Annotated in this window: 21 protein-coding genes and 2 riboswitches; all 21 genes read right to left on the minus strand. The window is 42.9% G+C overall.

The genetic code is table 11. From position 1 onward, the window contains the following. Positions 1 to 183: 183 nt before the first annotated feature. The 21 genes from ACFQWC_RS15515 to ACFQWC_RS15615 all read right to left on the minus strand — a co-directional run bounded on the left by ACFQWC_RS15515 (position 184) and on the right by ACFQWC_RS15615 (position 22,733). A complete protein-coding gene (locus tag ACFQWC_RS15515; protein ID WP_377108339.1) occupies positions 184 to 1,629 on the minus strand; it encodes a S41 family peptidase in 1,446 nt (481 codons plus the stop codon). A gap of 174 nt (positions 1,630 to 1,803) precedes the next feature. Beyond that, complete coding sequence (metX, locus tag ACFQWC_RS15520) at positions 1,804 to 2,877, minus strand: homoserine O-acetyltransferase MetX (protein WP_341356976.1); 1,074 nt, start codon at positions 2,875 to 2,877, stop codon at positions 1,804 to 1,806. Positions 2,878 to 3,280: 403 nt separating this feature from the next. Then, entirely contained in the window at positions 3,281 to 4,576 is a 1,296-nt protein-coding gene (locus tag ACFQWC_RS15525; protein WP_377108342.1) for an O-acetylhomoserine aminocarboxypropyltransferase/cysteine synthase family protein, read from the minus strand. Positions 4,577 to 4,908: 332 nt separating this feature from the next. Continuing rightward, positions 4,909 to 5,027: riboswitch (SAM riboswitch) on the minus strand. A gap of 95 nt (positions 5,028 to 5,122) precedes the next feature. After that, positions 5,123 to 6,262 (minus strand): trans-sulfuration enzyme family protein, encoded by a 1,140-nt coding sequence (locus ACFQWC_RS15530; protein WP_377108344.1) that lies wholly within the window; start codon positions 6,260 to 6,262, stop codon positions 5,123 to 5,125. Positions 6,263 to 6,387: 125 nt separating this feature from the next. Then, the gene (locus tag ACFQWC_RS15535) at positions 6,388 to 6,771 is read right to left on the minus strand and encodes a DUF302 domain-containing protein (RefSeq protein WP_299743972.1); all 384 of its coding nucleotides are present in this window, start codon (positions 6,769 to 6,771) and stop codon (positions 6,388 to 6,390) included. 91 nt (positions 6,772 to 6,862) lie between these two features. Further along, positions 6,863 to 7,444: a redoxin domain-containing protein gene (locus ACFQWC_RS15540; RefSeq protein ID WP_377108346.1), complete on the minus strand. Its 582-nt coding sequence runs from the start codon at positions 7,442 to 7,444 to the stop codon at positions 6,863 to 6,865. Further along, a complete protein-coding gene (locus tag ACFQWC_RS15545) occupies positions 7,437 to 8,054 on the minus strand; it encodes a hypothetical protein (RefSeq protein WP_377108348.1) in 618 nt (205 codons plus the stop codon). The genes ACFQWC_RS15540 and ACFQWC_RS15545 overlap by 8 nt, the downstream gene beginning before the upstream one ends. Before the next feature lie 39 nt (positions 8,055 to 8,093). Beyond that, a complete protein-coding gene (locus ACFQWC_RS15550) occupies positions 8,094 to 8,663 on the minus strand; it encodes a class I SAM-dependent methyltransferase (protein WP_377108350.1) in 570 nt (189 codons plus the stop codon). Between the two features lie 334 nt (positions 8,664 to 8,997). After that, on the minus strand, positions 8,998 to 9,372 hold the full coding sequence (locus ACFQWC_RS15555) for a hypothetical protein (protein WP_299743126.1): 375 nt from the start codon (positions 9,370 to 9,372) through the stop codon (positions 8,998 to 9,000). 60 nt (positions 9,373 to 9,432) lie between these two features. Beyond that, the gene (locus tag ACFQWC_RS15560; RefSeq protein WP_299743124.1) at positions 9,433 to 9,678 is read right to left on the minus strand and encodes a type B 50S ribosomal protein L31; all 246 of its coding nucleotides are present in this window, start codon (positions 9,676 to 9,678) and stop codon (positions 9,433 to 9,435) included. A gap of 30 nt (positions 9,679 to 9,708) precedes the next feature. Further along, positions 9,709 to 9,978 carry a 30S ribosomal protein S14 gene (rpsN, locus tag ACFQWC_RS15565; RefSeq protein ID WP_282138593.1) on the minus strand — a complete coding sequence of 90 codons (270 nt, stop codon included), beginning with the start codon at positions 9,976 to 9,978 and terminating at the stop codon, positions 9,709 to 9,711. Positions 9,979 to 10,176: 198 nt separating this feature from the next. After that, on the minus strand, positions 10,177 to 10,413 hold the full coding sequence (locus ACFQWC_RS15570) for a hypothetical protein (protein ID WP_299743117.1): 237 nt from the start codon (positions 10,411 to 10,413) through the stop codon (positions 10,177 to 10,179). Between the two features lie 126 nt (positions 10,414 to 10,539). Beyond that, positions 10,540 to 10,630: riboswitch (cyclic di-GMP riboswitch) on the minus strand. A gap of 145 nt (positions 10,631 to 10,775) precedes the next feature. After that, positions 10,776 to 12,125, minus strand: coding sequence for a murein hydrolase activator EnvC family protein (locus tag ACFQWC_RS15575; protein WP_377108354.1), 1,350 nt, complete (start codon positions 12,123 to 12,125; stop codon positions 10,776 to 10,778). Positions 12,126 to 12,164: 39 nt separating this feature from the next. Continuing rightward, complete coding sequence (gene ftsX, locus ACFQWC_RS15580; RefSeq protein WP_299743111.1) at positions 12,165 to 13,049, minus strand: permease-like cell division protein FtsX; 885 nt, start codon at positions 13,047 to 13,049, stop codon at positions 12,165 to 12,167. Continuing rightward, positions 13,039 to 13,725 (minus strand): cell division ATP-binding protein FtsE, encoded by a 687-nt coding sequence (ftsE, locus tag ACFQWC_RS15585; protein ID WP_299743108.1) that lies wholly within the window; start codon positions 13,723 to 13,725, stop codon positions 13,039 to 13,041. Before ftsE ends, ftsX begins: the two co-directional genes overlap by 11 nt. Positions 13,726 to 14,234: 509 nt before the next feature. Beyond that, positions 14,235 to 14,549, minus strand: a complete 315-nt coding sequence (cccB, locus tag ACFQWC_RS15590) for a cytochrome c551 (RefSeq protein ID WP_299743105.1) — start codon at positions 14,547 to 14,549, stop codon at positions 14,235 to 14,237. Positions 14,550 to 14,628: 79 nt separating this feature from the next. Next, complete coding sequence (locus ACFQWC_RS15595) at positions 14,629 to 15,501, minus strand: YitT family protein (protein ID WP_341356982.1); 873 nt, start codon at positions 15,499 to 15,501, stop codon at positions 14,629 to 14,631. 545 nt (positions 15,502 to 16,046) lie between these two features. Further along, a protein-coding gene (gene prfB / locus ACFQWC_RS15600) for a peptide chain release factor 2 (protein WP_156142358.1) occupies positions 16,047 to 17,148 on the minus strand; the annotation gives its coding sequence in 2 pieces (ribosomal slippage) (positions 16,047 to 17,075 and positions 17,077 to 17,148; 1,101 coding nt in all). Between the two features lie 373 nt (positions 17,149 to 17,521). Next, the gene (gene secA, locus ACFQWC_RS15605) at positions 17,522 to 20,032 is read right to left on the minus strand and encodes a preprotein translocase subunit SecA (protein ID WP_299743096.1); all 2,511 of its coding nucleotides are present in this window, start codon (positions 20,030 to 20,032) and stop codon (positions 17,522 to 17,524) included. 604 nt (positions 20,033 to 20,636) lie between these two features. After that, on the minus strand, positions 20,637 to 21,767 hold the full coding sequence (locus ACFQWC_RS15610; protein WP_377108359.1) for a YecA family protein: 1,131 nt from the start codon (positions 21,765 to 21,767) through the stop codon (positions 20,637 to 20,639). Between the two features lie 129 nt (positions 21,768 to 21,896). Then, positions 21,897 to 22,733 carry a DUF1028 domain-containing protein gene (locus ACFQWC_RS15615; protein ID WP_377108361.1) on the minus strand — a complete coding sequence of 279 codons (837 nt, stop codon included), beginning with the start codon at positions 22,731 to 22,733 and terminating at the stop codon, positions 21,897 to 21,899. Positions 22,734 to 22,777: the final 44 nt, after the last annotated feature.

Below are 22,777 nucleotides of genomic sequence, written 5' to 3' on the forward strand. Positions count from 1 at the left end.
AAACTACTCTCCTAAAACCTATTGCAATTTTATTTGATTCTTTTACGATTCGATTTCATTTCCGACAGCATTCCGCATATTTTCCCGGGAAATGATGTCGGTTAGACAGGAAAAACAGGTGATTATGTGTAATTCCCAAAATTAAAACAGAGCCGACCATCATGATGGTCGGCTCCCAAATGATTAACGCGTTGCTGTTCTTTCTATATATTCCAAAGCCGCCTGCAGCTGCAGGTCATTCTTCTCATCCTGAACTGCTTCAAAGATTTCTTCCTGTAATCTTTCCGCCGTTACAGTATCAATGATTCCGGTGACATCAGTACTCTCCTGACTCTGGAAATCCTTTACGGCTTTTTCCGTTTCCTTACTGAAATATCCGTCCACGCGGTCAATGGAAAATCCAAGTCCTTGAAGCATTTCCTGGGCGTTTTGAATCTGTTCATTGTTCATTCCTTCTTGAAGGGGCTTTTCCACTTGAAGCGGGTGGGCATAGAAATAGGATGGCTGTCTGACAGGGATATCCGGTTTGATCCCCTTTTTATGAATCCAGTTTCCATTTGGTGTCAACCACTTGAACATCGTCAGCTTGATATTGCTTCCATCTCCCATAGGAACGGCTTGTTGCACGGTGCCTTTCCCAAAGCTCTTCGTTCCGATGAGCGGATACCCTTCTGCTTCTTTTAGCGCTCCAGCCAGGATTTCAGAAGCCGAGGCACTTCCCTCATCTATCAACACCACTACAGGATAAGCCTTTCTTGCTTTACTGTTTGAGAAAGATTTCATCACTTCTCCACTTCGCTCTTGAATTTGAACATACGGCTTTTTCTCCGTTACGAATTCTTTAAGAATTTCTTCTACACTTGAAAGGAGACCTCCTGGATTCCCTCTCACATCCAGAACCAATCCTTCTACCTTTTTCTTTTCAAGTTCGCCTAATTGCTTTTTAAAATCAACGGCTGTATTTTCCGAGAAAGTAGTAATCTGGATGTAGCCTGTTTTCTTTCCATTGACTTCCTTCACATCAGAGAGGACCGTCTCAACAGGAATTTCATCACGTTTCACAGATACTTTGATGGGGTCCGTCAGTCCTTCCCGCGTAATCTCCAATTGAACCTCAGTACCCTTTTTCCCTCTGATTTTCAAAGTAGCTTCGTACAGGTCAAGTCCTTCGATGCTATTTCCGTCTACTTTAATGATACGGTCATTCGGTTTCAGTCCCGCTTCTTCCGCAGGAGAATTTTTAAAAGGAGCGACAATGATCAGCTTTCCGTCCATGATTGTGACTTCTGCTCCGATTCCTTCAAAAGAAGAATCCAGGGCGTCATTAAATTGCGATGCCGTTTCGGCATTCATGTAAACGGAATAAGGGTCATCCAGAGTCTTCAGCATTCCCTGAATCGCACCTTCCACCAGCTGCCCTTTATCCACATCCTGAAAGAACTTGTCACTAATCAAGTCATACGCCACTTCTACTTTGTGCAGCTTGTCATTGAGCTCGCCTTTTCCGTCAAACTGAGCAAGCTCGTCCCCATCCTTGCCCGTCCATTCCAAGCCGCCATACATTCCTCCAGCACCGATCAGCATACTGATGATGATTGTGATGATGAGCTTTCTGCCCGTCCACTCCATATATTCCCCTCCAGCTTGTTGTTGGTCTTTGTATAGATAAGAGTGGCGCGACTAAGGACGCCAGCCTTTCTTATCCAACGAAAAAGACACCACACAAAAACGCGCTAAGGCGGTGCAATGTCTTTGCTTATCTAACTATATGCCGGAGGGGGACGAGTTATGATAAGAGAGCTCTCATTTTGTCCCTGTAAAAACTCTTTGAACGTGATGGTTTTTGAGGTGAGAAGCAATGATTCCTCCCCACTTTTCAAATTCAACCAGGAATCCGTCATGACCAAAGGCGGTGGAGATGAAGTAGTGTTCACTCTTTGGTACGAGATGTGTAAACTCCTTTAGATAGTGAGGTGAATAAATTAAATCACCTTCATAGCTAATCGAAATCAGTTCGCACTGATAATTCTTCGCTACCTCTTCTGTTCCTCCTCTCCCCCTTCCAATATCATGTGAGTTCATGGCTTTCAGCAGGGTAAGATAGCTGTTTGGATCAAACCGCTTTCCTAATTTCTTTCCTTGGTAATCGAGATAGCTTTCGACATTGAATTGTTCGTTTTGCTTTTCACGTTGGAAACGCTGATCGAACAGTTCCTGAGTCCGGTACGTGACCATCCCAACCATTCTGGCAATCTCTAATCCTTTTAAGATAGCGCCTGGTGGATAATGTCCCTTTTGAAATCCGGGGTCCTCTTCAATCGCTGTGATCCCGATGTGATTAAAAGCGAGACCATAATCATTCAAGGAAGGTGTGACGGCAAGAGCGAAAACTTTATTTATATAGGCAGGATACAGGGCTCCCCATTCCAGGGCCTGCATCCCTCCCAGTGAGCCTCCGATAACCGCTTCGATGCGGTCGATCGAAAGTTGTTGGAGTGCTTCATATTGGGCATGGACCATGTCTCTTATCGTAACACCCGGGAAGTCCGGACCGTAACGTTCTCCGGTATGTCGATTGGTTGACGTTGGTCCCGTACTTCCTTCACATCCTCCTAATACATTAAAGGCAATCACATTAAAATGTTCGGTATCAATATACGACCCGGGACCAATCAGTCCATCCCACCAGCCCCGGTCTTCACTCGTTCCCTTTACGATATGGGTCCCGGTGAGGGCATGGCAAACCAGGATGGAGGGTCCTTCTTTGTTTCCTGTCCGTTCATACGTAAGATCTACATTTTTTAACGTGGTGCCTGACTCTAATGTGAGGGATGGGATGGTAATGGAGCTTACTTCATACGTGTATGACTTCTCCATTCCTCCACCTCCTTTTTTGGTGTTGTAGCGGGGGGATCAGGATTCCACACCAGATAGCCCCGCTTGTAAAACAGTTGACTTTGGACTGATTTTTGGATATTGCCATTAGGGCGTTGAGAATTCGTCGTTAAGACTTTCGTCAAGAATTCAGATATTCATTCTAGGGGACGGCGCGTGCATCCTGTTCGCTGATACAATCCCGATTTTGCTGATATATTGGGAATTTCACTGATAAATCGTCCGATTTCGCTGATATATTCGAAATTCCGCTGATAAAATCAGGTTTTCGCTGATATCTCCCTTAAGTAGACCCCGGATGCTCTATAAATAGTATCTAAATCCACCTTTTCACCCTGTAAAGTGATTTCAATGACGATTTTAGGGCCATATTCTCCAGTTTCTATCACACCCGTGATGTTTCCAACGCCACTTCAATAGCATGGTCCAAGTCCTCGATCAGGTCCTTCGCAGACTCTAATCCAACAGAAAGTCTCACAAGATCCTCGGTTACCCCTGTAGCACGAATTTCCTGGTCGTTTAATTGCTGATGGGTCGTGGATGCCGGGTGGATGATCAGTGATTTTGCATCCCCTACATTGGCCACATGAGACCAAAGAGAAATGTTATCGACTACTTTCCGTCCGGAATCTCTTCCACCTTTAATACCAAATACGACGATGGAACCCGCTCCGTTTTTCAAGTATTTTTGAGCAAGCTTGTGAGACGGATGCTGAGGCAACCCTGGATAGGATACCCACGCAACGCCATTATGCTGATCTAAATGCTCCGCAATCTTAAAGGCATTCTCTGTGTGACGTTCGATGCGAAGATGCAGCGTTTCTAATCCCTGCAACAGAAGGAATGCGTTTTGCGGACTTAAGCACGCCCCTAAGTCACGAAGCAGCTGCACCCTTAATTTTGTAATGAATGCTGCCGGTCCTACATCCTGTGCGTAGCGCAGTCCATTATAGCTTCGGTCCTCTTCTGTGAAACCCGGGAACTTTTCATGATTCCAATCGAACTTCCCACCGTCAATGACAACTCCCCCGATTGCTGTACCGTGACCTCCGATCCATTTTGTTGCAGAGTGGATGACGATATCCGCTCCCCACTCGATCGGCTTACATACATATGGAGTGGCAAAGGTATTATCGATGATCAACGGGATATGATGGTCATGTGCCACTTTTGCTACCGCTTCAATATCAAGCACATGTAGACTTGGATTCCCGATTGTTTCAGCGAATACCGCTTTCGTTTTAGGAGTGATCGCTTTGCGGAAATTTTCCGGGTCTGTCGGATCTACGAAATGCACCTTGATACCGTATTTCGGGAGAGTGGTAGAGAATAGATTATAGGTTCCACCATAGAGATTGGTAGCTGCTACAATTTCATCACCTGCTCCGGCGATATTTAAGATTGATAGTGAGATAGCGGCCATTCCGGATGATACACCAAGTGCTCCGATTCCTCCTTCTAACAGAGCAAGGCGTTTTTCCAACACGTCTACAGTCGGGTTCATGATGCGCGTATAAATGTTACCCGGCTCTTCAAGGGCAAATAATTTTGCCGCATGATTACTGTTATCGAAAACGTAGGATGTCGTTTGGTAAATCGGCACTGCCCTCGAACCTGTAGATGGATCCGGCTCCTGTCCGCCGTGAAGTAGTAGTGTGTCGAAATCGAATGATTTTGTCATAGAGAATTCCTCCTAAATGGTTTTGGTGATTGGGTTTCCGTTTTGCGGTTGGATGTTTTGGACGTTTGCCTGTTAAAGTTTGTTAGAATTTTGACTGTTAAATTCAGAATGATATTTGACTGTTAAAATAATGCGTTTTTTTAACAGTTGAATTTTCGACTTATTTTAACTGTTAAATATCGTCCCATTTTCTCCTGTTAAATTTCCACCAAAATTCTGCTGTCGAACTCTGAAACTGAAAAATCGAAGAAGTATGTTTCCTTAAGAAGATAGAAGAGGAAAAAATAAAAAACCCTCTTCCTAAGAAGAGGGTCTAATTTAATAGGGTCCTCCTCTTATCTTTCAGGCAATCGCCTGCAGGAATTAGCACCTTTTCATGCGACGCATTACTGCGTACATGAAGGTTGCCGGGTTTCATCGGGCCTAGTCCCTCCACCTCTCTGGATAAGAGCATGTAGTTGTCAATGTGAAAATTCTTGCGTTGAGATGAATTATAAGGGGTAACCGACCTCAACGTCAAGAGTATTTTTAGAATTTTTACATTATTTAATTTTTAACCGAAGCTGTAATCGCTTCGTTAAATTGCACGACGATGTCTTCCCCATCCTCAATACCTAACGATATGCGCACGACATGTGTGTTTATTCCGAGTTTTTCCTGCGCATCCTTCGGCAGGGCACGATGAGACGTTCCTAATGGATATGAGACCGTAGTCTCCACGCCGGCAAGAGAAGGGATGATTTTAATCCAGCCAAGTGATTTGAAGAATGTGCTGATGTCACATGTGTTGGATAGCTCGATCGTTACGATGGCTCCATTTCCTTTATCGGATAAATCCGTTGGGTAATAAACTTCCTTCACGTATTCATTTGCTCGAAGGTCCGCCGCAAGAACTTCGGCATTCCTTGCTTGGGTCCCCATTCGGAGAGCCAGTGTTTTCGCTCCGCGGCATGTCAGCCAGGCTTCAAATGGACTCAGGTTCGAACCGATGTTGACGACTTTTTCTCTCGCTTTTTGAACAAGATCTTCCTTCCCGACTATGACTCCTGCTGTGATATCACTATGTCCTCCGATATACTTCGTGGCACTGTGAGCGACCAGATCCACCCCTTCTAAGAAAGGTTGGCGCAGAAACGGTGTGGCGAATGTGTTATCGATCATTGTTTTCAGGTTGTGTTTTTCAGCGAATCCGACCATTTTAGGGATATCTTCCACTCGCATAAACGGGTTTGTAACGGTCTCACTGTAGATGAGTTTGGTTTGTGAAGTAATGGCTCCCTCTAATTCCTCTAAACTTGTAAAATCAACGAATGAAGTAGAAATACCGAGTGATTTCAGCTCTTCTTTCAGCATATGGAACGTACCCCCGTATAAATCCTCGGCAGCAATGATGTGATCCCCTGATTGCACAACAGCGAGGATACCAACAAGGATGGCCGATAATCCAGAAGAAGTTGCTACACCTGCCGGGGCTCCTTCCAAGTCTGCCACCATCTTTCCAAGCTCGTCTGTATTTGGATTTCCCGTTCTTGTGTAGAGATAAGGAGACTTCCCTTCATAGAAACCCTCCAACTCCTCTAAAGAAGTAAAAGAAAAAGCAGAGGTCTGATAAATCGGAGTCGTCTTACTGCGGATTTCCTCTGTTCCTTTTAACTGACTGTGCACGACCTTAGTTGTGAATTTCATCTCTCTTTCATCCTTCCTGAATCTATGTATTTTTAAAAGTGTATCATATTCAGAAGATTGTGAGGAGTAAGATCTTTTGGAGGCATAAAAAAACACCTGCCAAATTGCAACAGGTGCACTGCGTTTTATTGAACGTTTTCCAAACATCCGATCAGGCGATTTTCAATATCCAATGCCAGGCTTTTTAGTTCATCGTTATCCACCATCTCGATCAGCTTGCTTGGTTTTGCCATACCGATCTTGGTGGTACCGCCTTCTGTGTATACCGTCACTTTGCAAGGAAGGAAGTAGCTTACGAGCATGCTTTCTTCCAGCACCTTTTTAGCTTCATGTGGATTACACACCTCTAATACGACTACTTCTTCGTTGAAATCAAGGCCCTTATCCTGCAATTTCTGGGCAAGATCGAGATTCCATAGTACACCGAAGCTCTCATCTTTCAGGACAGTTTCTACCGCTTCCACTGCTTCTTTCACACTCATTGAAACTTCCTTTGTGTAATGAAACATGTTCACATCTCCTCCTTTTTTTATCACATTCATATAATACCTCATAGAGTATAAGGTCAAACATCGATATTCAGAGGTCCGTCCCTCTCCATTATTCCATTCCTTCGACCATTTTACCCATCATGTCTTCGTTCATGGGGCCGACGATTTTGTGTTGGATGATGCCTTTGGTGTCGATCATGTAGGTGGTCGGGATGGTAAATACACGGTATTCGTCACCGACCGCCCCCTCTTTATCCATTGGGATAGGGAAGGTCAGTTCATAACCGTCGACAAATTGATGGACGGCCTTTTCCCCATCGTTCATGGAGGTCAGGTTGACGGCAAGGATTTCAACGTTTTCTTTCTCTGCATTGTTTTCGTAATAACTTTGCATATGGGGCATTTCAGCTTTACATGGTGGACACCAGGTAGCCCAAAAGTTCAGGATCACTTTCTTACCTTGATAATCTGAAAGCTTTACGGCTTCACCATCTAAGGTGGTTAATTTAAAATCCGGAGCACGATCCCCTTTTGCGAGCCCTTGCTGTGCATTAGAAAGATCCATGGATTCATTGGCTAATTGGGCAGCCTCTTCCCTGGCCTTCTTTTCCTGTTGATCCTGAAAAAAGTTCACTAAGAAAATGCCGATAAGAAGCGCAACGATGGCCAAAGCAAAATTTCGTTTATTCATTGTGTTTCCTCCTTATGTTTAAGAGAAAGATGAGATAGGTCATCATGATCAGATATGTCCAGGTGGTGACGGTAAATTCAAAGCCGCCGATGAAGGCACTTAGAAATAACTGGACTAAAGTAAACATGACTAATAACTGTCCTGCCCAGATATCACCACCGGAATCACTGGCTTTTTTAATAAAAAAGCCAGTGATCAATAGATTGAGCAGTACTTGAATACCAGCTAGAAGATAGTGGTGATGAAGCATATGAAGGACAGCTTCAAAGACAAGAACTGTGACCATCCATGAAATGATGATAGTAGACGGATGATCCACTTTTTTAACAAATATGTAAGTAAGCGCCGCTATCAGTCCCAACCAGTACCCAACGACTCCTCCGTGAAAATAGAGGATGGTAACGGGATGCTCCATGACCGTTTGAAAGTCAACCACAATCACACTCAGTTTCCAGACGAGTAAAAAGGTAAAAGTACCATTGGAATACCAGTCGCTTGCCTTTCTATCCCAGAAGAAGAGGAACACGAAAGTGAGTATGACCGAAGAGATAATGGCTCCCCACGAAGCCGGGAATGTGAAGGAGCCTATGGTGTACCACTGTTCAATCATAGCCATTCAACTCCCTTCAGTCACGTTCTGGTTTATCTATTATTCTTTTTTAACGACAATGTAATAAACCGATGGATGCAAGTGACCTATTGTCGTGTGGAACCCGGATGATTTGAGCTGTCGATCGAGTTCCCCGGAAGAAATGCGATGATCTAAAGGCGGTCCCACTTCTGATTCTATCTTTTCCCAATCCAGGATCAGCCAAATGCCATCTTCCTTCAGCATATCGTGTAAATCCTGAAATACTTTGATCAGATCGGGAACTTCATGCAAGACAAAGGCAGAAACGATTTTATCCAAAGTGCCTTTATTGGAACTGAGGTATTCAAGGGACGATTTCACATAAACGATATTGTCTACATTTTCTTTATTTGCACGGTGTTTCAAATATTCCAGCATTTCCTGCTGCAGATCTACTGCCTGGACATTCGATTCAACCGTTTTCGCAATGGGAAGGGTCAGGTAGCCATTTCCACAGCCCAAGTCGGCGACGATATCGTCTTCATTGAGTTTGAGTAGTTCGAGAACTTTTTCCACCGGTACGAGCTCTTGACGTCTTGGATCCAGGAGCTTTGAAGCCTTATGGTGTTCAAATAAATCTCCGGCCATTGGGAATTCCTCCATTCGTTAAATATACCCTCATATGTATTAGTATCTTAAATCTTTTATATACAAGCAAGTTATTTACTCATAGTGTATCCTATAGGAGAATTATTACAGATAGCATGGAGTAATGTGTGTCGAAATTTTGAATTATAAAAGGATTCCCCATGAAGGAGAATCCTTTATTTCTGCTTTTGTAGTATAGGGGTTTCCTCTATGTTTTTTGCAGTGATTGATCAGTGGACAGTATAGAAAGAAAAACACCGGTTCCCTGCTATTTCCTACTAAGTATTACTTTTATAACGAAATGATTACGATTTAAACTCTAAACTTCTACTTATTATTTAGTATATGCATGATTCATGGAAAAGAAGAAGTATCTTGAATTTATTGCTTCTGTTCCTTTCATCGATCGAATGGTGTCTGTATAATCAATCCACGTTACATTTTGCAGCTTTTGATCTAATTTCGCATTAATCTCTTGTTCGATTTCCCTCATCCGCCTCATCAGCTCTCCAAAGCTCATTTTAAAATGAGTGGCTGCCTGTTGATGAGGAGAGTGTTTCACAAGTAAGGCCATAAATTCCTCAGACGTCTCGGATCGGCTCGCCAATTCATCTTCAAGACCGACCACATATTGATAGATGTCCCTTTTTTTATTCGGCAGGCCTTTAACAATATCCCGTGCGACAATTTCCATTAAATGTTCGTTCATCGTATTCACCTCGGCATAAGTTTATACCTTAACCTATTCTTTGTAGTGGTACGACATGCACTAGTTCATGTTGTATTTTTTCAAGAAGCGTTCTGCACGGCCTCCGCGATCAGAGAACTTCTGTCTTCCTGTATAAAATGGATGCGTGTCCGAACTTACTTCTACTTTTAATAAAGGATACGTGTTCCCGTCTTCCCACTCAATCGTTTCATTGGATGTTTTCGTAGATCCAGTTAAAAAGGAAAAACCGCTGTTCGTGTCCATAAATACCACTTGTTGATACTCTGGATGAATGTCTTTTTTCATTCTTAATTCCCCACCTTGAAGATTAATGTATTACCAACTTGATTTTTTGACGCCGGGTATTTGCCCTTTATGAGCAAACTCTCTGAAAGCGATACGGGACATCTTAAATTTACGGAGATAGCCTCTTGGTCTCCCTGTAACTTCACAGCGACTGTTTAATCGCGTCGGCGAGGAATCCCTCGGCAGCTTCCTTAACGCTTCATAATCACCCTTCTCCTTTAAATCCCTGCGCAAATCTGCATACTTCTGAACAAGCTCCTGACGCTTCTTCTCTTTTACTACCTTTGATTTCTTGGCCAAAATGATTCACTCCTTCTTTAATCGTAATCATTACGTTTTATAACGGAATAATGTCATTAAAACATACTCTCTATCTTTTTGCAATGATATTTACCTGCTATCTTTTGGAGTGAACTTTCCAGAACCGATCTAAAATGAAATCTATTAAAAATAGTTAAAACCGAATACCATTCAACCCGGCATTCGGTTTTATATGTCCTATGCTGCTTTTAAACCTTCTAAAATAAGTATAAAGTATTTAACTGTATCTCCGCTACGGCGATTGATGACTTCAATGTCCATTAGGATTTTCTTAACCTCTTCAGCACCTATACGTTCGATAATTATCTCTGTGATTTCTTCAGCTGTATATTCACCTACATCAGTAGACCTCAAAGCAGTCCTATTCCTTCTACAAAAACTTCTTAATTGCCTTTTTAATTCAGTCAATTCCAACATCATCATCCTTACTACAGATTCAAATCCTACCAAACACGTCGTATAGATAAAAAAGCCCACCAAAAAGGCAGGCTAAATGATACTAATAAACGTTCGGAATAGTATTCATTGTAATCCATTGTTTTCGGTAACCCGGCCATCGTTATTCTCATCTGAGAATGGTAGACCCGAGGCTTTGCGTCCTAATCTTTCAATTAGTTTGCCCTTATCAAATTGTAGGAACTACAGTTGTCATTATACTAAAAAACGTAATGTATGAGAAGATTCTTAATGGAATTAGTGAATATTCTCTAGACTTTCATATAACTAGAAAACCCGTCGTAAAAAAACCCCGCTTCTATTGAAGCAGGGTTTTAAGATTAAAAGTTAATATATTGACGTGGGTTTACAGCATTTGATTTCGATGCATTCCATGAACCTGCATGAAGTTCAAAGTGTAAATGCTGCCCGAAAGAGTATCCTGTGTTACCCATGTAACCGATTCTGTCACCCTTGTTAACTGCTTGTCCAGTGCTTACAGATGAAGAAGCCATGTGGGCATAAACAGTTGTGAACGTTTGACCGTTGATTGAGTGAGTGATGTATACTACATTTCCATAGCTTGAGCTATAGTGACTCTTGATGACATATCCATCAGCAGCTGCAGAGATTGGAACACTGCCGCGCGCTGCGATATCTGTACCATAGTGAAAACGCTTTTTACCGTTCAACACGTCCCAGCCAAAGTTTGTTGTAATCGTTCCGGAAGCTGGAGATGTCCAGGCACCGGCACTTACTGGTGCACTTGGAGCTGTTTCAGCAGGAGCTGAAGAAGAACCACCGCTGCTGCTTGTTGTTGCTTGTTGTTGAGCTGCTGCACGTTTAGCCGCTTCTGCTTCCGCTTGACGCTTGCGCTCGATCTCACGCTGACGTGCAAGTTCTGCTAAGCGTGCTTGTTCAGCCTGGATTTCACCTTCAAGCTGGTGTTCCATTTTAGAAAGCTCATCCGATTCTTTTTGAAGATCTTTTTTCTCTACTTCAAGAGAAGCCTGTTGTGCTTCAAGCTGCTTGAATAACTCAGCTTTTTGAGCTTTTTGACTATCAAGATCTTGTTTAAGAGATTCAAGACTTGCTTTAGTAGATTCTAATTCTGCAAGCTTTGCTTCTACTTCTTCTTGTTTCTTTTCTAATTCAGCCTGATCACGTTTTTGTTCGTCCATGATCTTTTTATCGGCACTTACGATTGTATTTACTGCTGTTACACGGTTGATGAAGTCACCGAAGCTGTCCGCGCCAAGTAGTACATCAAGATAATTTGCAGAGCCGCCTTTTTCCTGGATCGCACGGGCACGTTCTTTTAATAGTTCGTTACGTTCTTTAATTTTTTCTTCTAAAATTTTAATTTCTTCTTTAAGTTTATTGATTTCTGCAGTTGTTTCATCAATCTCTTTTGTTTTTTCAGCTATCTTAGTTTCAGTATCTTTTAATTTTGTACTGATTTCAGCAATTTGTGTTTGGATTTCTTGTTGTTTATTGATGTTTTGGTTAATTTCTGACTTTTTCTCATCAATCTTTCCGTTAATTTCTTCTTTTTTAGAAGAAATGTCATCTTGCTGTTTCTTTAGATCCTCCACGGAGGAATGAGCGTTAGCAGTTGTCCCCAATGTTGGTAGACTTCCGATTGTTAATGCTGCTGCAATTGATAATGATATGAAATACTTCTTGTTCAAGCGGCATGCTCCTTTCAGCTTCTATCAACCTATCAAATTTTACACTTTTAAGAACTTACGAACAGACATAAAGCTTCCCCATGCCCCGATCAAGCAACCCATTAATAGAATTAATCCGTTTACTTGATAGATAAAGGGGGTAAAATCCAATATCTGAATAAAATGGTTTTGTAGTTTTGGTTTAATAAAGTCATAGGCATAGTAGTAACCTGTTGTTACAAGAGCGATCGGGATAATAGAACCTAAAATTCCAAGCCATAATCCTTCTAGTATAAATGGCCAGCGTACAAACCAGTTGGTTGCACCCACGAGTTTCATTATCTCGATTTCCCTTCTTCTTGCGACAATCGTAATTTTTATTGTATTTGAGATGAGGAACATGGCGGTAAACAACAGACCGATGATTAACACCAGGCCAACGTTTCGGCTCATTTCCAGTACGTTAAATAATTTCTCGATCTTCGCTTCACCATACAGGGCTTCATTTACATTCTCATACTTGCTGATTTCAGCAGCAATCTTCCCAGTGTCTCGAGGATTCTCTGCTTTTACAATAAACACATCATATAATGGGTTATCTTGTTCAAATAATCTGAAATCGTCTCCCAGATCTTTCACAAGGTTCTGAAGTTCCTCTTCTTTAGAGGAATACTCGACGGATTCGACTCCACTTATTTGGTTAATCTTCTTATCTATTTCATCAATTTGAGCTTTTTCAGTACCAACCTCGAGTAGGACGCGAACTTCAACGTCTTTTTCAATATCGGTTGCAACCTTGTTCATGTTTAGCATTAGTACCATAAACACACCGACAAGCAGTAAGGTTACGGTAACGGCACTCACTGATGCAAACGTCATCCAGCCGTTACGTCCGATGCTTTTGAAACTCTCTCTAAGGTGTCGACCATACGTTCTAGCTTTCATAACCGTAATCACCTCGCTGTTCGTCACGAACAATTCGGCCATTCTCAATGGCAATTACCCGATGCTTGATAGTATTTACGATCTCCCGGTTATGTGTAGCCATGATCACTGTTGTACCACGGTTGCTTATTTCTTCAAAGATGTTCATGATATCCCAAGATGTTTCAGGATCGAGGTTTCCTGTAGGCTCATCTGCAATCACAAGCTTCGGCGTATTCACAATGGATCGTGCAATTGATACACGCTGCTGCTCTCCTCCTGACAGCTCATCAGGAAGCATTCTTGCTTTATGCTTTAACCCTACCAGGTCAAGTACTTCCATAACTCTCTTTTTGATTTGCTTAGGGTGTTCTTCTATTACTTCAAGTGCGAAGGCAATGTTTTCATAGATAGTAAGCGATGGTAGCAACTTAAAATCCTGGAACACGACCCCAACGTTTCTTCTTAAGTATGGAACTCTACTATTTTTTAATTTTGCCAGATTGATACCGTTTACGATGATATCTCCTTTAGAAGGTCTTTCTTCACGATACATCATCTTAATAAAAGTAGATTTTCCGGCGCCACTTGGACCCACAACATACACAAACTCGCCTTGCTTAATGTGGACGTTAAAACCATTAGCAGCCATGACACCATTGTTGTACTGCTTATATACGTCTTTCATTTCTATCATTATAAAATCACCTAATTTGTATTATGTAGTTCCCCTCTTGGCTGTTATCGACATATGTACACGGTATGAACTCAACAACGTTTTTACCATAATTAGACACGAAATGGCGAAAAACCTCGAATTGCTCTCCCGAAAATTATTATAACATCACTTTATACGATGTTAAGGAAAAAAATTATTACATTTACGTTTCAAAACATAAAATAATGTGAATTTTTTACCTTTTTCACTGACAATTGTACCTATTTTTCACGAAAAATGTAGTCTTTTGTATCTAGTATCAGGTACTAACACCAGATTCGAAAGATTGAGAATCCTTGTTATAGGAATACTAATCTGGTGCTAATCTGATTAAGTTACTAGGTTATAATCGCGAACGGTTTAAGTGCTGATTTCTAAGAGCGGTTATTGGATTAGCTTTTGTAACAAATATTTAAAAAAGCGAGAGGATAAAATTTGTGGATATATAAAAAAAGAAGAATCCTCACGCAGGGACTCTTCTTCCTCACTTATTTCTTATTCGCCAACCACTCTGCCACTGCTTCTGCTTCTTCACCTTTGATGAGTCCTGCAGGCATTTGACCTTTACCATTTTGAATGACTTCCAAGATTTGATCTTTGTTTAATTCAGCACCAATTTTATTAAGGGCTGGACCCATTCCGCCTTCAAGGTTTCCACCGTGACAGCTGGTGCATTTATTATTTACGATTTTTTCAGGGTCTACTCCGCCAGAGCTTGTTTCTGTACTTTCTTCGCCTCCGCCACCACAGGCTGCAAGTACCAATGAAGCGCCAAAAACAATTCCAAGTAGCTTTTTCTTCATTTTTATCCCCCTAGGAAAACATTTTAAGAGTAACGGGAAGTATCAAGGTCCGTCCCTCTATTAGTTAATTATACCAAGGTTACACCCGTTTGAAACCTTCACCTAACACCTCTGAGGCGTCCATTGTGACGACGAAAGCAGAGGGGTCAATGGTTTTGACCAGTTGTTTCAGTTTTGTGAATTCTGTTTGATCGACCACACACATAAGGATCGGGCGCTCATCGTCCGTATAACCACCGTATGCAGATAGTTTTGTCACACCACGATCAATTTTATTCAGGATTCCTTCGCGAACTTCTTCCTGTCTGTTTGTAATGATAAGAGCCATCTTTGAACGACTGATGCCGACTTGAACTAAATCAATTGTTTTACTAGTTACGTATAAGCCGATAAGGGCATATAAACCACGCTCGATGTCAAACACGATCGCAGCCGATAGAACAATCATTCCATCGATAAGCGCCACACATGTCCCAAGGGATAAACCTGTGAATTTGTTTACAATCTGGGCTGCCAGGTCCGTCCCTCCCGTGGATGCTTTACCTCGAAAGACGATTCCTAAACCCAATCCTACACCGATTCCGCCGAATAATGCGCCTAATAAAGGGTCTTCTGTCCAAGGCTCCCAACCTTCTGTTAAGAACACCACTAATGGCAAGAAGACCGTACCGATGGCTGTTTTGACACCAAATTGAAGGCCCAGGAAGATTAACCCTGCAATGAATAACGGAATATTAAATGCCCATTGAACAAAGGCAGGTTTCCAATCAAACAGACCTTTAAGGATGGTGGATATCCCGCTCACTCCCCCTGAAGCAACCTCATTCGGCAATAAGAACACATTAAACGCAATGGCCACAATCGTTGACCCAATCACAACAAACAAATACTCTAACAACTTCTCTTTCCGCGGATTAAATGCCTGCTCACGACGTCTCTCTTTCAAACCCATCCAGTACGACTCCTTTAACCTATGTATTTATAGTATGAGTACAACCTCTTCCTTTATGCAGAGGGACGGACCTATAATCAAGGGTTTCGTCTCGTCTGTTAAGAGGAAGGTTGTTCACCAATAGTCTCTTTCAACTGATCGTAGAGGTAATGAATTGAGGTGACAAATAGAAAAATTCACCCTTCAAACATGCTCTGAATCAACCTTTGAGAGTATAGCATGGGCACATAGTGGTGTAAATAACACTTCAATAACGTGGTAAAGCATTAATGGGTTGGGGTGTTATAGTGGTGAGGGACGGACCTTGAGAAATGGGAGGTTATACAACTGAAGTCCGGTTTTCGCAAAGGAAAATTCAGATTCACCTTTCTACAAACGTAATAATACCAGTAGTTTGTGCGCTTGCCCGTGTATGTAGAGTATATTCCAACCTCACATTTATACATATAATGGAAGAAACTCATCTCTCTTTGAGGTCCGTCCCTAAATAAATTCAGAAAAAAGCTGAACCCTCCGTTGGATAGGTGGGTTCAGCTTGGGAATTATTATTGAATTTTGGAACGAAGGTAGGCATTGATGAATGGATCGATGTCGCCGTCCATGACGCCTTGTACGTTACCGGATTCTGTGTTGGTTCTGTGGTCTTTGACCATGGAGTATGGATGGAACACGTAGGAACGGATCTGGCTTCCCCACCCGATTTCCTTTTGTTCTCCACGAATTTCAGCAAGCTCTTGCTCTTGTTCTTCAATTCGCTTTTGATACAGTTTTGCTTTAAGCATTTTCATGGCTGACTCACGGTTCTTGATCTGAGAACGTTCAGATTGGCATGTTACCACGACATTCGTCGGTAAGTGAGTGATACGGACAGCCGAATCCGTCGTATTGATGTGCTGCCCACCGGCTCCACTTGCACGATACGTATCAATTTTCAGGTCTTCCGTACGGATTTCGATTTCGATTTCTTCATTAAACTCAGGCATGACTTCACAAGACACGAAGGATGTGTGACGACGGCCAGACGAATCAAATGGAGAAATACGTACAAGACGGTGTACGCCTTTTTCAGCTTTTAAATACCCATACGCATTGTGACCTTTAATGGCAAGGGTTACACTCTTGATTCCCGCTTCATCTCCAGGAAGATAATCAAGGGTTTCTACTTTGAAACCTCGTTTCTCACCCCAGCGCGTGTACATGCGAAGAAGCATGGAACCCCAATCCTGAGACTCGGTCCCACCTGCACCTGGATGCAGCTCAAGAATCGCATTGTTCTTATCATGTTCTTCACTTAGAAGAAGCTGAAGTTCGTAATCATTTAATCGTTTGACTAAATCACCCAACTCCTCTTCAAGGTCCTTTTGAAGTTCTTCGTCCGGCTCTTCTTTGATAAGCTCAAGGGTAAGCTCAAGGTTCTCATGGGATTCAAGCAATGATTTGTATTCGTTCACAAGATCCTTCAATCCGTTTCCTTCATTGATCAGCCCCTGGGCTTTTTGCTGGTCATCCCAGAAGTCGGGTTGAACCATGATTTCGTCAAGTTCTTGAATTCTCGCCTCTTTGTTTTCTAAGTCAAAGAGACCCCCTGAAGTCCGCTAATGTTTTAGCTGATTTTTCTAACTCTGCTCTGATTTCTGATAGTTCCATGTGTGGTCACCTCTATAGTTATTTGGGTTGTGCATTTATTTTTTCAAAATATTCGATTGCTCTGTTCAATTAGTATGGGTGTTGATTGTAATGGGATTCGCTCCCTTTCCGCGGACGAACCGGCAAGCCTCCTCGCTTCGCTGCGGGGTCTTGCCCAGCTCGTTTTTCCGCAGGAGTCTCGCCATTCCCCTTACAATCATACAAAGAATCAATGAACAGAGCGATGAAAAAATTAAATTATTTTGCAACAATTGTTCTTGAAAGCCCTTGGCCCTATATAAAAATACATGGGCCGAGAACCCATAAAAAACGGAAAAGTACCTGGGACTTATTTTAGCAAAATAAGTCCCAGGTATCATCTCATTTCTTTTATTTATCCAGTTATGCCGTGGCAGTGTTTGTACTTTTTGCCGCTTCCGCATGGGCATGGGTCGTTGCGCCCTACGTCTTCTTGCTTGCGGACTGGTTGTTTCTTAGCTTTACCGCCTTCTTCTTTCGGGTTCACCGCTTGACCTTTGGCTACTTCCTGACGTTCAAGATTGTTGCGGATTTCAGCTTTCATGACGTATTTTGCCACGTCTTCTTCGATTGCGAGTACCATGCTTTCGAACATGGCGAATCCTTCATGCTGGTATTCGCGCAGTGGGTCGGTTTGACCGTAGGCACGAAGGTGGATACCTTGACGCAATTGATCCATGGCATCGATATGGTCGATCCATTTCGTATCAACCGCGCGAAGCAGGATGACTTTTTCAAACTCGCGCATTTGCTCCGGAGTAAGCTCTTCTTCTTTTTCATCGTAACGGTGCTTCACATCTTCATAGATCAGATCCATCATTTCTTCCGGCTCTTTTCCGCGGAGATCATCGACTGTTACGTCGTTTTCAGGAAGAAGATTCGCGTTCACATAATCAACGATGCCTTGAAGGTTCCAGTTTTCCATATCTTCTTCTGCTGTATGGGCTGCTACCTGACGTTCGATCGCTGATTTGATCATACCCTCAACAATTTCACGAAGGTTTTCTGAATCGATTACTTCATAACGCTGTTTATAAATGATTTCACGCTGTTGACGTAAAACATCATCGTATTGCAGAAGCTGTTTACGAGCATCGAAGTTGTTTCCTTCCACTCGTTTCTGAGCCGATTCTACAGCACGGCTGACCATTTTACTTTGGATTGGCTGAGTGTCATCCATCCCAAGGCGCTCCATCATGCTCTTCATATTGTCAGATCCGAATCGGCGCATCAATTCATCTTCCATTGAAAGATAGAACTGAGTCACACCTGGATCTCCCTGACGTCCGGAACGTCCACGAAGCTGATTATCGATACGGCGTGATTCGTGACGCTCGGTACCGATAACGGCTAGACCGCCACGTTCGATGACGCCTTCTCCAAGCTTGATATCCGTACCACGGCCGGCCATGTTAGTCGCGATCGTTACAGCACCTGGCTGCCCGGCTTCTAAAATGATTTCCGCTTCACGGCCATGGTTTTTCGCATTTAATACATTGTGGCGAACGCCTTTTTTCGTCAATAGCTTAGAGATAAGCTCTGACGTTTCAACGGCAACCGTACCAACCAGTACAGGCTGTCCTTTTTCATGACGCTCTTTGATATCCTCGACTACAGCAAGGAATTTCCCTTCTATAGAAGCATAGATGAGATCGGCACGGTCATCACGAACGATTGGCTTGTTCGTTGGGATTACGATAACGTTCATATTGTAGATATTACGGAACTCTTCTTCTTCCGTTTTCGCCGTACCGGTCATACCGGAAAGCTTTTCGTACATACGGAAGTAGTTCTGGAACGTGATCGTTGCCATGGTCATGCTTTCGTTCTGGATTTCAAGACCTTCTTTTGCCTCGATCGATTGGTGAAGTCCGTCACTGTAACGACGACCTTTCATCAGACGTCCTGTGAAAGAGTCAACGATGACGATTTCACCTTCCTGAACCACATAATCCACATCACGGTGCATGCTGACGTGAGCTTTTAACGCTTGATTGATGTGGTGGTTAAGAGTTACGTGTGAAATATCGAACAGGTTATCGATGTGGAAGGCTCTTTCCACTTTGCTGATTCCTTCTTCGGTTAATTGAACACCTTTGGTCTTTTCATCATATGTGTAATCTTCATCTTTTTTCAGTGTACGTACGACGGCATTTGCCTGGATATAAAGCTGTGGCGTACGCTGTGCATTACCGGAAATGATCAGAGGTGTACGTGCTTCATCGATTAAGATCGAGTCAACCTCATCAATTACGGCAAAATGAAGAGGACGCTGCACCATTTGGTCTTTGTACAGGACCATATTGTCACGAAGGTAGTCGAATCCGAATTCGTTATTCGTACCATACGTGATATCCGCTTTGTATGCTTCACGTTTTTCGTCTTTAGACATCGAGTTTAAGTTCAGGCCTACAGTAAGTCCCAAGAAATTGTATAGCTTGCCCATTTCCTCGGCATCACGGCTGGCCAGGTATTCATTGACTGTAATAACGTGAACGCCTTTTCCAGTGATCGCGTTCAAATATACAGGCATAGTCGCTGTCAGCGTTTTACCTTCACCGGTTTTCATCTCGGAGATGTTCCCGCCATGAAGGGAGGCACCACCCATAAGCTGGACGCGGTACGGATATTGGTTCAGAACGCGGCGAGCCGCTTCCCTTACGACAGCAAAAGCCTCAACCATCATATCTTCAAGGTCTTCACCCTTTTGATAGCGCTCCTTGAATCGTTCTGTTCTTTCACGGATTTCATCATCCGTCAAGCGCTCCATATCGGGACCTAATTCTTCTATTTGATCAGCCAGCTTTTCAAGCCTCTTTAATTCTCTTTTATTCGCATCGAACACTTTGTTTAATAGACCAAGCATGTATAAACGCTCCTTTATCTGTGTTTAAATGAGAGTCGAACGTCACTAGTATAACGAATGAAAATGAAATTCAGATGAGATTGTTGAAAAACTCATGTAAAAAGTCACCATCATCAGCTTCCAATCACTCTACTAAAAATTCGCTACAAAATCCAAATATCCTCCCACAAAAACACGATATATTCCCTACCAATCTTACCACTATCCTATATGGGTTACAACTCAGGGAGGGACGGACCTCTCAATCACAGAGCTTTCAATGGGTAGATGCTTTACTATCAACCCGGATTCCTGGATTCATCATGATTTGCGAAGTCCTTCCCTCTAGAAAAAGCGTCGATTGGGGTTCCCTTTCAGGGACGGACCTCAACGAATATAGAAGTCATCCTATGTTTGGCGTTATCATACTAATTTCATATGTTGTGGCTCTGGGATGAGGGGAATGAGTGGGATGAGGGACGGACCTCACCTACCACATCAATCCGACAAGAGTAGGAGACTTTACAGCATTCCCTCATAAATTTGGTGAAAGGTGAGGTCCGTCCCTCAAAAAACAAAAAAGCCGCCTATGCAGACGACTTTTGAATGTTGATTATATGAATGGTCAGGCTTTTGTTGCTTTCAGTAGTTCGTAGACGGTGTCCTGGTAGCTTTCCCAGATCTGTTTACTGCGTCTTGAGATGCTGTTGGCAGAGACATCGAAGTATTCGGCCAGTTCTTTTTGAACGTGGCGGATGCTGATTTCGTCGATGTTTTTCGCCATGTCCACAAGTGCTCCCGAATAGATTTTCGGATTGCGGATCGTTGGGCGCTCTGTGTAGAAGTATTTCTCCAATACGGCTACTAGCAGCTCACTTTCTTCTTTATCTTCCCCTTTTTCAGTCAGGAAGTTTTGAAGAGAGGTGATCGCTTCAACATATTCAGGAGTCTTCCAGATTTCAACTCCTTCGATTGCGTCTTCAGACTTTTCATCTGAACCAGAAGGTGCGTCTGCCGCATCACCTGCTTTATTAGGCGCAGATGATTTTCCGGTCTTTTTCTTCTCAGCACTATAAAGAACGAATCCGACATCAGCTATTTCCAGGTATTGACCAGATAAGTAGTCATGCAGAGTTTCAAACTCACCTTGTTCAAATCGAATCTTAACCAATTCCATCGCTGCTTTCTCAATCGCAGGATAAATGAAGTACTGAGCGAATGGAAGATACTTCTCCCCATTCGGCAATAATAATCCCAAGAAGAAACTATTCTCTTCTAACTTACCGAACTTTTCAGTTACAATCAGCACATCACCAGTGACGGCTTCTTCCACACGTAACGTATTGTCATCTACCTTCTCTACGGTACCTGCTGTCACACGCACGTTTTTCCAAGACTCCAGTACTTCAGCTGTCTGAGGACGAGTCACCGTGCTCAACTGCTTATCAACAAAACGTTCGATCAAACGAACATCGTCAGAATCCTTTTGAGTCGCTCCGTACCAGCTGACAAATGCCATTTCATAAATATCCGGATCCGCTTGCATCAGATCCATTTTCGCTAAGTAGTGGTGATAGGATTCTTCCATCTCTTTTGACTGTGCCGTAGCAATATAATCATAAAGCTGCGCCTGGAGCACATCAAGCTCCTGGCTTACCAGCGTATCTATATTCACAACATTTTCTTTTTCACAGCATTTCTTATATTTTTTCCCACTGCCGCATGGGCATGGTTCGTTTCTTCCGACTGTACTCATGTTTGTATTTACCTCCAACTTCTTGAGTCCCGTACACAAATGTTCATTATATAACATTTCCAGCGTTCCTTAAACTGTTTTAGAACAAGAAAAAAGAACCAATCACTTTTGGACTGGTTCCCTTCCAATCTATTCTCCTTGTTTTTTCATATAATCCAAGACATCTAAATCGATATAATTCTCATCCTGTTCACGCATTTCAAAATTCTCGGTGTGGAGATAGTCTTTCAAGCTCTGATGAAGAGACTGTCTTTCTTTTGCATAGCCGAGACGTGTAAGTTCCCTCTCCACTTCATCGTGGATTTCACCTTCCAGCAATACGACTCTACCAGGCTCTGACTCTTTAAAGTAGAGCTGATGCAACAGGTAGATTCGTTTCAATTCTTTAATAGGAGAAGCGTGATCATCCACCCTCAGATCGATATACCGATCATTGAAGCCACCATATCCACCACTTTCCTTCACTACTAGAAGCGCAGCAGACTGCATGCCTCGGGAATCGCCTCCCGCTTCCTGACCGGCATCGAGTGCATGGAGTAATCGTTCAGCGAGAGATCCGGTCGTCGACTCGAATGTCTCTGCCATCGCCTTTACGGTATTCTCATCCACTAAAATATTTCCTTGAGCAGCAAAGTGCTTACCTGTTTGTCCACCAGCCCAATCATAGCAGCCTTCTCCTGTAAAAGTGGCGGGAATTCCTCCAGCATCAATTAACCCTACTTGTCGTAAAGGACGCTCCGGATCATCCTGTGTGATGATATCCAGCGCTTCCTCTGCCGTCTTTCCTTCTTCCATTAATTGAAGTGCGTGGGGCCCGTAAGAGGTATTTGCGTAAGACTGAGTCGCCACTGCTCCCACTCCCGCTTTCGCAAAAGGCACGACAGAACCGACACCGAGGAATTTGGATTGTACCGCAATCCCCCACTCTTTCTCTTCCGGGTCATAGCCTACAATGGAATATGTCATGGTGAAGTCCTCCTTAAGTTCTTCTACTATAAATATCCTATCTT

The organism is Rossellomorea sp. GCM10028870 (genome assembly GCF_042666755.1).
Taxonomy (GTDB): Bacteria; Bacillota; Bacilli; order Bacillales; family Bacillaceae_B; genus Rossellomorea.